The sequence below is a fragment of the Sphingomonas sp. genome (assembly GCF_017304615.1).
Classification (GTDB): Bacteria; Pseudomonadota; Alphaproteobacteria; order Sphingomonadales; family Sphingomonadaceae; genus Sphingomonas.
This window is the reverse complement of the sequence record NZ_JAFKLZ010000003.1, coordinates 81,965-95,064: the sequence shown is the minus strand read 5'-3', so window position 1 is coordinate 95,064 and position 13,100 is coordinate 81,965. Positions and strand designations below refer to the sequence as shown.

Here is a 13,100-nt window from a genome sequence, read left to right as displayed (position 1 = left end):
CATGGAAGGCACAGGCGTCATCGATCGGTTTCTCGATCTCTTCGCGCGCTATATCGATTCAGGGTTCGGCCTGATTCACGGCGATGTCGGCTTTCTCGCGAGCTCGCTGATCGTCATCGATGTGACGCTGGCGATGCTGTTCTGGACCTGGGGTGAAGGCGAGGACATCGTCGCCCGGCTTGTGCGCAAGACGCTGCAGGTCGGCTTCTTCGCCTTCCTGATCGCCAACTGGAACGGCCTCGCCAAGATCATCTATCTGAGCTTTTCGGGGATTGGCCTGAAGGCGGCCGGCTCGGGCAATGCGAACGATCTGCTCCATCCCGGCAAGATCGCGCAGATCGGCATCGACGCCGGGCAGCCCTTGCTCGACCAGGCCTCGCTGCTGGTCGGGCCGGTCGGCATCTTCACCAACTTCGTCCAGATCGCGGTGTTGCTGCTCGCCTGGGCGATCGTACTGCTCGCCTTCTTCATTATCGCGATCCAGCTGTTCGTGACGCTGATCGAGTTCAAATTGACCACGCTTGCCGGCTTCGTGCTGGTGCCGTTCGGGCTATTTGGCCGCACCGCGTTTCTCGCCGAACGTGTGCTCGGCAATGTGATGGCTACGGGCATCAAGGTGCTGGTGCTCGCGGTCATCATCGGCATCGGCTCGACCATCTTTCGCGATTTCGTGATCGACTTTGGCGGCGCGCAACCGACGATCGAACAGGTCGCGAGCCTCGCGCTGGCGGCGCTGACACTCCTCGGCCTCGCGATCTTCGGACCCGGCATCGCCTCAGGTCTGATCTCAGGCGGCCCCCAGCTTGGTGCCGGCGCTGCAGTCGCGACCGGCGCTACTGTCGCCGGGATCGGCGCCGCCGCGACGATGGGCGTCGCGGGCGCTGCCGGCTTGGCAAGCCGTGCCGGGTCCGCCGCCGCCTCCACCCTCTCCCGATCCGCCGGTTCGCCCAACTCCCCCGGGGCTGGCGGTGGATCCTCGTCAGCGCCACCTGCTCCCCCGGCGCCGACGGGCGGCGCTCCGACGGTTCCCCCACCGTCTGGAGCGCCGGGAGGTGGAGCGGGTTCGGGCGGTGACGATAGCGGTGCCGGTCCGTCAGCATCTGGTGGGTCGTCCGGGGCGACCGCTGACGGAGGCGCTGGCGCCAACGAGGCTGCGCCGGATGCCACCGTCGATCGCACAGCGCCATCCTCGCCCGCTACGGCACCTGCTGAGGCGCCCGCGCCGTCGTGGGCGAAGCAACTGCGTCGCCGCCAGGCCATGGTCCAAGGCGCGACACTTGCCGCCCACACACTTCGCTCCGCCGACCACCATGGCGGGTCGGCCCATATCTCGCTGGAGGATCGTTCATGAACCCGTTCCGCCGTCCCTCATCGCGCTTCGGCCGTGAGCCCGTTCCCGAAACCCCCTATCAGCGTGCCGGCCAGGCGTGGGACGACCGTATCGGATCAGCGCGGGTCCAGGCGCGAAGCTGGCGGCTGATGGCATTCGGTGCGACCGCGCTGTTGTCGCTGTCGGTCATCGACAATCTGCGGCTGCGGTTCGGCTCGCATATCGTGCCCTATGTGGTCGAGGTCGATCGGCTTGGCGCGGCGCGCGGCGTCGCCCCGGCGACGTCCGACTATCGCCCGACGGATCCGCAGATCGCGTGGCATCTCGCGCGCTTCATCGAGAATGTGCGCTCGCGCCCGGCCGACCCGATCGTGCTCCGCCAGAATCTCAATGCGGCGTATGATTTCACGACCGAACAAGGGGCGGCCGTGCTCAACGACTATGCCCGCGGCCATGACCCGTTTGCTGATCTTGCCGACAAGCAGGTCTCGGTCGATGTGAAGAATGTCGTGCGCGCGTCCGCCGACAGCTTCCGTATCGCCTGGGACGAGCGGCACTACGACCATGGCCAGCTTGCGGCGACGACGCATTGGACCGCGGTACTCACCGTCGTCGTCCGCACGCCCAGCGACGCGGCGACGCTCGGTCGCAACCCGCTCGGGCTCTACGTCCACGCCATCAACTGGTCCCAGGATCTCGGAGAATGACCATGCGCACATTATTGCTCGCCACACCGCTTTTGATTTCGGCCGCCGCGGCGCAGGCACAATCGGCGCCGCCATCGGCACGGCCGGTTGCCGCAGCCACGGATGCGGCCCGGGTGAGTGCGCGCGCCGCCGGCTGGCAAGGCGCGACACAGTTGTTTGTCTATGCGCCGGGCGGCCTTTATCAGGTCTATGCCGCGGTCGGTCAGGTCACCGACATAATGCTGCAGGAAGGCGAAACGCTGTCGGACTCCGGCGCGGTCGCAGCCGGCGACACGGTGCGTTGGGTGATCGGCGAAGCGGCAAGCGGAGCCGGCCCCACGCGCCGAACGCACATATTGGTAAAGCCCACCGATCCGGGCATCAGAACCAACCTCGTTATCAACACCGATCGGCGGACCTATCATGTCGAGCTGCGCTCGACGCCCGCGACGTATATGGCGAGCGTCGGCTGGTCCTATCCGCAGGATGAGTTGATCGCCGTGCGCGCCCGGATCGAGGCGGCAACGGCCGTCGCCAACACCCAGGTCCAGACCGGCATCGATCCGGCCAGGCTCGATTTCGCATACCGGCTGACCGGCGCCAAGCCGCCCTGGAAGCCGGTGCAGGTGTTCGACGATGGTGCCAAAACCTATCTGCTGTTCCCGCAAGACATCGCGCAGACCGAGTTGCCGCCCCTTTTCCTGATCGGCGAGAAGAACAAGGCTGAGCTCGTCAACTATCGCGTGTCCGGGCGCTACATGGTCGTCGATCGCCTGTTCTCGATCGCCGAACTCAGACTCGGCACCAAGAAACAGCAAATCGTCCGCATCGAGCGGACGCGTGCTCGGGAGCCGCGGTCGTGAGCGAGCGGGACGAACTTGCCCGCGACCCGGCTGAGAAGCGGCCGCCGATCGCGACTCGCGCAGCCGCCCCGACACCGCGACGCTTGTCGCGCAAGGCGCTGGCAACGCTGGCTGGCGTCAGCGCGCTCGGCGTGGCGGCGGCGTTGGGCTACAGCCTGACCACAAGCCATCGCACCCAGGACCACCAAGAGACGGTCTCGGTCGAACGGCGCAATACCGATGCGCTGGCGGATGCGCCGAAGGATTATGGCGATCTCGCACGGACCGCGTCGGCCGGGATCGCCGCTCCGCCGACGACACCCCAACCGGTCACCACCCCACCGCTTTCCGGTATGGCCCCAGCATCGCCGGGCACGGCCAACAATGAAGCGTCGGCCGAGCAGCAACGCCGCCGCCAGCAGCGCGACAGCGCGCGGGCGAGCAAGCTGTTCGCCGGCACCAGCGAAGGCGCACGCTCCGCGACAGCCAGCGCCGAACCGCCGCCCCCTCCCGGCCAGGCTGCAACCGGCGAACTGGCCCCGGCCGGCAATGGCGATGCCCAGGATCGCAAGGCGGCGTTCGTCGCCGGCGGGACGCGCGAGCCGACCGTGAACAGCGGGAGGCTGACTGCACCGGCCGGTCGCTATGTCGTCTCGGCCGGCTCGACGATCGCAGCGGCGCTGATCACCGGGCTGTCCTCCGACCTTCCCGGGCAGGTCGTGGCGCAGGTGACCGAAGACGTGTTCGACACGGTGACCGGCCGCACGCGGCTGATACCGCAAGGGACCCGGCTGATCGGCGTCTATGACGCGCGAGTCAGCTACGGCCAATCGCGCGCGCTGGTGGTGTGGACACGGCTGATCTTTCCCGACGGCCGCTCGCTCGATCTTGACCGGATGGTGGGCACCGATGCCGCAGGCCAGTCAGGGCTCACCGATCGTGTTAACAATCACACTGGCAAGCTACTGATGGCGGGGCTGCTGTCGACCTTGTTCGGGGTTGGGGCCAATGCCGCGACCACCGGCGGCGGCGACAATGCGGACATCGCCTTTGCCATTCGCGAGAGCGCGGGCCGCTCGGTTGAAAGCGCGGGCGACAAGATCGTCAGCCGGCAGCTCGACGTGCAACCGACCATCACGGTGCGGCCGGGTGCGCGGGTCCGGGTTTTGGTGAGTCGCGATTTGGTCCTCTCGCAATGGGGCGAGAACTGACGGACTCGGCGGGGCACGTTCATGCAGACGGAGAATCAGGCTCAATCATATTCAGCGCTTCGATGGCGTGATCGAGATAGTTCACGACCATCTCCTCCTCAGGCCTGTCGAGCAGCCCGCGAGCGATTTCGATTAGGCTTTCGGCCTCGCGGCGGCGATCGACAATCGTGGGTGGCAGCTTGGACATCAGCAATCCCGTACCGAGTAGCGGCGTGATCCACCCATAACGAATAGGCACGATCGTTCCTAGAACGATCGTGCCTACGCTGTGATCAAGTGGCGATGGACCTCAAGGTAATTCTATCGACCAATCTTAGGCGGATACGCAACGATACGGGGCGCACGCAGGAGGAAATGGCGCACGTGCTCGGCATCAGTTTGCGCTATCTTGGGTCCATTGAGCGTAACAAGGTGTCCCCGAGCGTGACGCTGCTTGGAAAATTTGCGGTCGTACTTGGGATCAGCGCCTGCGATCTGATTACGCCGGCGAAAGTCAGTCGCGGGACGCCGTAGAGATAGGCGGCTGGGCGGCGGATGCGTGCTTTCGCACGCAGGCTAGTAATCGGTGACGCAGCGGATTCCGGTCATCCTTCGGCCAGACAGCGTCGATTCCCACAAAGGCATTTTCGTCAACGATTGGTCGGAAGGCGATACCATCGCGTGGTACCGACGCTGATGATAGCGTGATCGCCGCACCAAGCCCGAGTCTGACCATTTCGATGAGCGCGCTGCGTGAAACATCGTGAAGTTCGCAGTCGAGCGGCTGGTCTCCTGCTCGTGAGGTCACTGCACGATAGGCCGCCAGATCTCCCTGATGAGAACGCAGGAGGATCGAAAGCGACGACAGGTCCACCCAACGAAGGTTCTCTCTTGTCGCGAGCGGGTGATCGTCCCGTATCCCGACGACCAGTGGTTCTTCCCAAAGTCGCTCCTGCACGACGGCTCCACTCGTCAGTTCGGGGAACAGCGCGGTGAACGTAATGTCGAGAACGCGCTCGTTCAGCTGCCGATGTAACTCGCTGGGCGAGGCTTCTACGAAGCGGAGTTGCACGTCGGGACAGGCTTTATGGAATTCCGCGATCCCGCCACTGAGCGGGCTTGAGGTGAGCCCTGGATAGAAACCGACTGCCAAAGAACCTGTCTTGCTCTGCGCAGTGGCGAGAGCACGATCAATATGTCGGTCGACCGTAAAAAGGAGCAGCTTCACCGTGGGTAGGACGGCCCGACCGATCGGCGTCAGCGCTACCGGAGCGCCTCGGCGTCGTTCGAACAGATCGCCACCGTACAATTCTTCCAATCTGGCGATCGTCTGACTGACGGCTGGCTGGCTCACCCCAAGCTGGCGCGCCGCTTCGGCAAAGCTACGCGCCTCCGCGACCTTCAAGAATGTTTCAAGCTGGTTGAAGTCCGGACGGGCCGTTGATCGACGGGAAAGCTTACCGCGCTCGTTGCGCAACATTTACGGTCGCCACTGCTCTTCCACAGTGCGGCGAAGAGTGCGCACAATTTTGCTGCTTGGTCCGGAAGCTAGCCGACACAACAACTACCCCATCTGAGGAAATTGATTTTGGGCGGGCCGTTGACCAGCAACGAACGGAAAGACAATATTAAAAATGGTTCGCAGTTTAACTTCCTTATATCCTTCGTAATTAATTATAACGGAACTAGAACATTAATTTCTTCACAGGTCGTGAAAGCTCGAAATAGATTTTTCTCCCGCGATAATCTTCCAATGTTCGACCGCAGCGCGAACTTCGATATCGCTTAACCATTGCATCGCGCTTGCACGGAGGCGTTTATTTGTTGGGCGACCCGAGGACAGCCGTAATAGGTGCGCGGCCATCCAACCGCCTGCGGCCAGTATGGATAGGCGCAAAAATGATGTCGCGGCCGCCCGCCGATCCCTATTGCTGTCGAATGATATAAGCCTTGTTGCGGCATCATCGAGAAGGTCAAGGCAAGGGAAAAGTAATCCCGCGCCATCCCCTGAATTTGCGGTGTCACGCGCCATCGTTCGAAAAATCTCCAAGCCATCGCTGCGCAACAACCGACGTTCGACCAAATCCAAGGCTTGAATTCCAGTAGCGCCTTCAAAAATCGACAACACGCGTGAATCGCGCAAATTCTGCTCCACCGGCCAGTCGCCGGTATAGCCTGCTCCCCCCAGCACTTGCATTGCACTGCTGGAGACGTTGAAGGCCGAATCTGCGCCAAAGGTTTTTACGATCGGTAGCAGCCATTGCGATAGCGATTCGGCATCGCGACGCGCCTTATCGTCCGGCTCGTGGGCAGCGAGATCGGCTTGAACGGCAAGCGCATACAGCAAGCCCCGCAAAATCTCCGTGGTTGCCGCCTGCCCCGCCAATTCGCGCTGGACGTCGGGATGTTCGATAATCGGTTGTGCTACCGCGCCGCCGCCACCCTGCCGGCGTTCGCGCGCATACAGCATCGCGAGATCGGCTGATCCGGCGGCGATACCCAGCCCTTGCGCCCCGACTGCCAGCCGCATGCTGGTGATCATCGCGAACATCTGTGCCAGCCCACGCCCCTCGGTGCCGAGCAGCCACCCTGTGGAGTCGTCGAAGCCGAGCGCGCATGTCGGCGAGCCGTGAAGGCCGAGCTTGCTCTCGATCCGGCGGACCGAAATCCCGTTCCGGCGCGGCGATCCGTCCGGCTCCGGCAACCAGTCGGGCACGAGAAAGAGGCTGAGGCCGGCCGGCCCCGGCGCGGCGCCGGGCGTTCGGGCCAGCAGGCAATGCCCGATCCGCGCGGTGAGATTCTGATCTCCGAACGAGATCCACATCTTCTCGCCCGAAACCGCCCAGCTCCCGTCGCCGCGCGGGCGGGCGCTGGTGAGAATGCGGCCGACATCGGATCCGGCGCCGGCCTCGGATATGCAGATCGTCGCGCCCCAATCGCCCGAGACGAGCAGGGGCAGCCACTCGGCCCGCACGTGGTCCGGTCCGAATTGATCGACTAGTTTCACGGCGGAGCGCTGCGCCACCGGGAGCATGCCGAACGCCGGGCAGTGGCGATCGAATATTTCCTGCACGGCGATCGCCAGCAGCCGGGGCAGGCCTTGCCCGCCAATGACCTCGGCATGTTCAAGCATGGGCCAGCCCTGCGCGACGAACGACCGCCACGCCGCGGCGTGGCCGGGCGCGGTCGCAACGCGGCCGTCGACCAGCGTAGCGCCCGTATCGTCCATCGCGAGATTGAGCGGGCCGAGTTCCTTCGCTGCGAATTTCGCGGCCTCGCTGACGATCGTGGCCATCGCGTCGTCGGTTGCCGCCGCGAAACTGTCGGACAGGCTTCTCAGGCGCGCGAGACCCGGGGCATGCCGCATCTGCTCGATGATGACATCGACCGACGCTGGCGGGATCGAGGCGCGCATCAGGAATGCTCCAATTTTGCGTTGAGCCCGAGGATCAGCACGATCGCCGGCGGCATGACGGCGATCACCGTCAACGCGAGGCCGAAGGCGAGATGGCCGGCAAAGATCGTGTCGGACAGCCACGCGACCAGCGTCGGCCCGAGCGCGAGGCCAATCAGATTGACGCCGAACAGATACAAAGCGGTGATGAGCCCGCGCGCCTCATTGGGCGTGATTGCCTGGAGGAAGGTCGGGCCGAGCGAACTCGGCAGCGCCAGCGCCAACATCAGCGGCGCGGACAGCAGCAGCGCCACGGTTACGTCCGAGGCCGCCGCAAGCGCCAAGCCGAACACCAGCACCGCGACGAGGCCCGCACCCATCGGTAACAGTGCCGGCGCGGCGCGACCAGCGCGCGCGCGGCGATCGGTTATCCACCCGCCCAGCCACATGCCGGCGGGGCCGAGCAGCAACACGATCGGACCGAAATGCCAGCCGAACCGTGCTGCCGACCAGCCGTAGCGGCGCATCACGATTGTCGGAAACCAGGCGAAGAAGCCATAGAAAACCGTGCTGAGCAGCGCGAGCGCGGCGATCACTATCGCATAATCGAGCCAGCGGCGGCGGATGAGCCGCAGCGAGAGCGCGAAGCTCGGCCGGCCATCCGCCGGCACGGCACGCTCGCCGCGTCCGGGTTCGGGCAGCGTCGCCAGCAATAGCGTCACCGGTAAGCCGGGCAGGCCGGCGACCAGCAAGGCGATCTGCCAGCCCTGCATCTTCACCCCCCAGCCGGCGGCGAGCCCGCTGAGCTGATCTGCGGAAGACGCGATCGAGCCGCCGAGCATCAGCGCAAGCCCCGATCCGAGAAAGATGCCCGACGCGTAGATCGACAGCGCCCGCGCGCGGCGATCCGGCGCGATACTGTCGGACAGCATCGAATAGGCTGCCGGCGACAGCGCCGCCTCGCCCGCGCCGACCAGCATGCGAGCGAGGAAGAGAAAGCCGTAACTGTGCGCGAACGCCGCCGCCGACGTGGCCAGGCTCCAGGTGACGATGCCGAAAATCATCAGGTTGCGGCGGTTCAGCCGATCGGCGAGGAAGCCGAGCGGGAGGCCGAAACCGGTGTAGAAGACGGCGAAGGCGAAACCCTGCAACAGGCTGAGATCGGTATCGCTCAACGCCAGATCGGCGCGGATCGGTGCGACGAGCAAGCTGAAGATCTGGCGGTCGATGAACGAGATCGCATAAGCCAGTGTCAACACGCAGACCAGATAACGGCCGCGCCCGGCGGACGGGTATGAGGCCCCGTTCGCCGCCACGCCTGCGGTCGCGATTGGTTCACCCACAGCCAGCATCAGTATTTGAAGCCGAGTTGGATGCCGATCTGCCGGGGCCGGCTGATCGGCCCGCCGCGAACCCGTGGCAGGAAAGAAGCAGTCGCGAGGAAGTCGGTGTAGATCTTGTTCGTCAGATTCTCGCCGAACAGCGAGACCCGCCACCGGTCGTTGGGCGTGGTCAAATCGAGCCGGGCATCGAGCAGGACGAAACCCTTCTGGTTGGCGTAAGGATCGTTAATCAGCGACGCATTATAGTTGGTCCTGAAATTCGCCGTGACCCCGCCATGGACGACAACCGGACCGACCGGTGCCGTATAGTCGATCGATCCCGAGCCCGACCATTTCGCGCTGAACGGCGTCGGGGTACCCGACAGATTGCAGAACGGCGTCGTCGCCTCGGGCGGGCACGGCGCGTTGGCGAAATCGATGTAGTGTGCGTCCAGATAGGCGAGGTTACCGCTCAGTTTGAGTTGCGGCGTCACCGCCAGCACGAAGTCAGTCTCGACGCCCTTGCTGATCGACGAGCCGGCGTTGCGCACCTCGAAGGCGTTGATGTTCGAATTATAGGCGCTGACCTGCAGATCCTTGTAGCGTGCGCTGAACAAGACGACGTTCAACTCGAGCCGCCGGTCGAACAGGAAGCTCTTGATTCCGCCTTCGAAGGATTCTGCGGTCTCGGGGCGGAACACGGCGGAATCGCGGGTCGGGTTGACCGGATTGGCGTCGACACCGCCGGCCTTGGCACCGCGCACCCATTTGGCGAAAATATTGATGTTGCGGCTGGGCTTGAACGAGATCACCGCTTGCGGCTGGAGACGATCCTCGGTCAGCTTGAAGCCCCTGAAATCGTGCGGGATGATCGTCGCGGCCGATGCGATCGGGCTTTCCTTGGTCGGATCGATGATCGTCGTCAGCGGCAAGGTCGCGCGGAGCGTCTGGTCGGCATTGCGGGTGACGGTGGTGTAGCGGGCGCCGAGCTCCAGCGTGATCTGCGGCGTCACCTTGTAAGTCGCATCACCATAGAAGGACCATTGATTGGCATGCGTGGTCAGCAAGCCGTAGCGGCCCCAGCTGATTGGCGGGGTGTTGCGGCTGAGCAGGCTCTGCGCGCGCTGGTTCTCATACTGATAATAGGCGCCGCCGATCACGTGCAGCGCATCAGTGACGTTGCCGCTCAGCCGGACTTCCTCGCTGAACTGGCGGTAACGATCGGCCGGCTGCTGCGCGCCGATCGCGAACGGGCCGAAGTCGGCGTCGGCGATCTGCGAATAGTTATAGTCAGTATAGGCCGTGGTCGAGACGATGTCGGCGCCGCCCAGTTTACTTGAAAGCTCGCCGAAATACGTGTGCGCAATCAGATGCAGGCTGTCGTTCGGGATGTTGAACGGCGCTGGCTGCGCCTTCTGCGTCTCGAGATTGAGGCCGGGATTGACCACCTCGATGTTCAGGCCGGGATTGTAGACTGCCTTGAGCTCGCTGCCGATGCCCCTGGAGCGATCAATCTCGTATTTCAGGATCAGCTTTGTGTCGGGACCGAGGTCTGCCGCGAGCAGCGCGCGCAGGCCGTAATTGCGCAGCAACGGCACGTTCGGTTCCGAACCGGGCGCGGAATTGTGCAGCCAGCCCTTGTCGAGCTTCTCGCCGTAACCGGACAACCGGATCGCGAGGCCATCAATGATCGGCAGCGATATGCCGCCTCGCACTACCATTTCATGCGCCTCGAACTCGTACGATGCGAGGAGATCGGCCGCCAGTTCATTCCCCGGGCGGCGCGAGGTGACGCTGACCGCGCCCGAGGTCGTGCTGTTGCCAAAGGTCAGCACCTGCGGCCCGCGCAGGACCTCGACGCGCTCCGCATCGAAGATCGGCAGGCGGCCATCGACGTTGCGACCGTACGAGACGTTGTCGAAGAACAGGCCGGTTGATTGCTCGAACGCATAGTTCGATCCCGCCGCGCCGGCGCCGCGGATGATGCGGAAGGCACCGATCGATCCGTTGCTCTGGCGGAAATTAGAGACCAACTTGGTGAGATCCTGGATCTGCAGGATATTTTTCTGCGCCAGCGTATCGCCGCCGATCGCGGCCAGCGAGATCGGCACGTCCTGGGCTCGCTCTACGGTCTTGCGCGCCGTCACGACGATGTCCCCGTCGAGGATGTTGCTGCCGGCCGGCGCGGCGGGCGGCGACGTCTGCGTGGGCGTCGCGTCAGTGGGCGTTTTCGTGGCCGTTTCGGCGGCGGCTCCCGTCGCCTGCATCAGGCACATCGCCAGCGCGGTGCCGGCCATCAAGTTCTGAACAATCATGGCATCTCTCCCCTAAATCGACCTTGTCGCTGGTCTCGTTCGTCGTTGTCGGATCGGCGCGCGGCTATCGCGGTGGTTGGAACGGCTCGGCGGCGGCGGCTTCGAAGCGCTCGCGCCGCACGTTTTGCTTTGCGAAGGTCGCGTAGCGATCCATGAAGGCGTGAAAATGCGGCGTCGTGAAATGCGCCTCGATCGCCGTCCGATCGGCCCAGCATTCGAAGAGATGCAGCCGGTCGAGCGCTTCCGCGTCCCAGCCAAAATGAAAGGCAAGACAGCCCGGCTCCGCGCGCGTTTTCGGCGCGACTTCGCAGATCAGCTCGATCATCGCGGCGCGGTCGGCGTGTCGCATGTCGTATCGGGCGACGATGAGGATCACGCCGGGGCTTTTGTAGTCAGGACCGCGTCGGTCGGGCGCTCGTCGAAGAATTCGACTTCCTCGAAATAGCCCGCGACGACCGAAGCCGGATGGTGGAACGGCGCGACCGCGACATGCCTGCCGACCGATGCGGCGACCGCGTCGCAAGCCTCGGCCACGCACCAGACACTCAGCATGAAGGTGAAGCGCTCGGCCGGCTCCCCGCCGTCGAGGCTCACGATCGTCTCGGCGAGGATCGTGTCGAGCACGGCGCCCGCGACGCCGTCCAACTGCGCTAGCGTGTTGAACCAGCCGCCCAGCGCCGCCGCAAAATCCGCGTCCGAAACGCCGCCGTCGCGCGACACAAGTACGATAAGCTTGGCGCCGCGCGGCACGCCCCACCCGGCCGTCTCGCGCGAGAAGAAGGCGATCGCGCCGCCGCGGTCAGCGAACCGCAGTTCATCGGGCATGACATGTTCGCGGTACGCCGCCGTCGTCGCGAAGCTCCGCTCGAGCGCGTCGGCGCGTTTCTGCCAGATCTCGGTAATGCCGTCATAATCGAAGGCTCGCCCGAACGGCGCCGTGGCCCCGACATGATCCTGCAGATAGCGCGAGACGAAATCGTGGTAATCGGGAATCCCGGCCAGCAGCGGCCCGTGCGCGTCGCGCCAGTGTGTGCCGAACTGCGCAAGGCTCAGGTCCGGCCGGCGGCGATTGAGGACGACACGTTTCAGCATTGCGGGGCTTCCTCGCAAAAATGGCGTGAGAAGAAATCCGCGATCATTGCGGCGGCCTCGTCGGGCCTTTCGAAATGCGGAAAGTGGCCGGCCTCGGGAAAGGCTGCGAAATCGAGATCGCTGAAATATCCGGGCAGCGTCTCGCCCCAGGCTGCGGGCAGCGCGCGATCCGCCGCACCCCAGCGCACGCAGGTCGGCGTCGCGATCGGGGTGGCGGCGGCCGGGCCGTCGCACATCGCCTTCGCGCGCGCTGGTCCGCGGCTGACATACCAGTTGAACCCGCCCTGCAGATTGCCGGGCTTGATATACTCGTCCACCCAGCGATCGAGCACATGATCGAACACGCCCGGCCGCTCCGCCCAGTGATCGAGGAAATGCGCGAGATACGTCCGGCACGTCTCGCGCGAGGAGCCGATCAGGTCCGCCGCCCACGGCATCTGGTGGAAATCGAAATGCCAGTTCTCGTGGATCTGCGCCGGTTCGCCCCAGCGCTTGCCGATGCCGCCATGCGGGCAATCGAAGAAGAACAGCCCCACGATGCGATCGGGCATCTGTCGCGCCATCGCCTGCCCGATCACCGCGCCGAGATCGTGCCCGACAATCCCGAACCGCCCGATCCCGAGCGCATCGACCAGCCGCCACATGTCGCGGGCATGCACATCCTCGCCGACTTCGGACGAGGGCGCGGTGTCCGCCGCGCCGCTCGCGCCGAACCCGCGCAGATCGGGCGCGATTGTGCGGAATCCGCCATCGGCCAGCCGCGCCATCACCGGCTCCCATACGCCCGAAAATTCGGGCCAGCCGTGCAGCAACAGGATAGGATCGCCCGCGCCCTGGTCGAGTCGGGCGAGCATCCGGTCGCCGCAGTCAATGGACTTGCGACGATCGGCGCCGGCAGGTGGAGATGCGGGGAGGGTCATCGCAATCGC

The 13,100-nt window shown here is 64.7% G+C and carries 13 protein-coding genes; 5 read left to right on the top strand and 8 right to left on the bottom strand.

The window, feature by feature from the left end; genetic code table 11:
* The first annotated feature begins 1 nt into the window (after nt 1).
* From trbL to J0J06_RS13060, 4 genes are read left to right on the top strand one after another with little or no spacing between them, the layout of a single operon-like run.
* Nucleotides 2-1,351 carry a P-type conjugative transfer protein TrbL gene (gene trbL / locus J0J06_RS13075; protein WP_294042706.1) on the top strand — a complete coding sequence of 450 codons (1,350 nt, stop codon included), beginning with the start codon at nt 2-4 and terminating at the stop codon, nt 1,349-1,351.
* Nucleotides 1,348-2,037 (top strand): conjugal transfer protein TrbF, encoded by a 690-nt coding sequence (gene trbF, locus J0J06_RS13070; protein ID WP_294042704.1) that lies wholly within the window; start codon nt 1,348-1,350, stop codon nt 2,035-2,037. Before trbL ends, trbF begins: the two co-directional genes overlap by 4 nt.
* On the top strand, nt 2,034-2,879 hold the full coding sequence (gene trbG, locus J0J06_RS13065) for a P-type conjugative transfer protein TrbG (RefSeq protein ID WP_294042702.1): 846 nt from the start codon (nt 2,034-2,036) through the stop codon (nt 2,877-2,879). Before trbF ends, trbG begins: the two co-directional genes overlap by 4 nt.
* Nucleotides 2,876-4,069: a TrbI/VirB10 family protein gene (locus J0J06_RS13060; RefSeq protein ID WP_294042700.1), complete on the top strand. Its 1,194-nt coding sequence runs from the start codon at nt 2,876-2,878 to the stop codon at nt 4,067-4,069. The genes trbG and J0J06_RS13060 overlap by 4 nt, the downstream gene beginning before the upstream one ends.
* 19 nt (nt 4,070-4,088) lie before the next feature.
* On the opposite strand, the gene J0J06_RS13055 is transcribed toward J0J06_RS13060, so the two are convergent.
* Nucleotides 4,089-4,307, bottom strand: coding sequence for a hypothetical protein (locus tag J0J06_RS13055; protein ID WP_294042698.1), 219 nt, complete (start codon nt 4,305-4,307; stop codon nt 4,089-4,091).
* Nucleotides 4,308-4,351: 44 nt separating this feature from the next.
* Between J0J06_RS13055 and J0J06_RS13050 the strand changes: the two genes are divergently transcribed.
* On the top strand, nt 4,352-4,582 hold the full coding sequence (locus tag J0J06_RS13050) for a helix-turn-helix transcriptional regulator (protein ID WP_294042697.1): 231 nt from the start codon (nt 4,352-4,354) through the stop codon (nt 4,580-4,582).
* On the opposite strand, the gene J0J06_RS13045 is transcribed toward J0J06_RS13050, so the two are convergent.
* From J0J06_RS13045 to J0J06_RS13015, 7 genes are all read right to left on the bottom strand, one after another.
* A complete protein-coding gene (locus tag J0J06_RS13045) occupies nt 4,563-5,528 on the bottom strand; it encodes a LysR family transcriptional regulator (RefSeq protein ID WP_294042695.1) in 966 nt (321 codons plus the stop codon). The two genes, J0J06_RS13050 and J0J06_RS13045, sit on opposite strands and share 20 nt — an antisense overlap.
* Before the next feature lie 222 nt (nt 5,529-5,750).
* A complete protein-coding gene (locus tag J0J06_RS13040) occupies nt 5,751-7,463 on the bottom strand; it encodes an acyl-CoA dehydrogenase family protein (RefSeq protein WP_294042693.1) in 1,713 nt (570 codons plus the stop codon).
* Nucleotides 7,463-8,701 carry an MFS transporter gene (locus J0J06_RS13035; RefSeq protein WP_294042691.1) on the bottom strand — a complete coding sequence of 413 codons (1,239 nt, stop codon included), beginning with the start codon at nt 8,699-8,701 and terminating at the stop codon, nt 7,463-7,465. Before J0J06_RS13035 ends, J0J06_RS13040 begins: the two co-directional genes overlap by 1 nt.
* 92 nt (nt 8,702-8,793) lie before the next feature.
* On the bottom strand, nt 8,794-11,079 hold the full coding sequence (locus tag J0J06_RS13030; RefSeq protein WP_294042689.1) for a TonB-dependent receptor: 2,286 nt from the start codon (nt 11,077-11,079) through the stop codon (nt 8,794-8,796).
* Between the two features lie 64 nt (nt 11,080-11,143).
* Nucleotides 11,144-11,455, bottom strand: coding sequence for a putative quinol monooxygenase (locus J0J06_RS13025; RefSeq protein WP_294042686.1), 312 nt, complete (start codon nt 11,453-11,455; stop codon nt 11,144-11,146).
* Nucleotides 11,452-12,171, bottom strand: coding sequence for an EthD domain-containing protein (locus J0J06_RS13020; RefSeq protein WP_294042684.1), 720 nt, complete (start codon nt 12,169-12,171; stop codon nt 11,452-11,454). The genes J0J06_RS13025 and J0J06_RS13020 overlap by 4 nt, the downstream gene beginning before the upstream one ends.
* On the bottom strand, nt 12,165-13,091 hold the full coding sequence (locus J0J06_RS13015) for an alpha/beta hydrolase (RefSeq protein WP_294042682.1): 927 nt from the start codon (nt 13,089-13,091) through the stop codon (nt 12,165-12,167). Before J0J06_RS13015 ends, J0J06_RS13020 begins: the two co-directional genes overlap by 7 nt.
* Between the last annotated feature and the right edge of the window lie 9 nt (nt 13,092-13,100).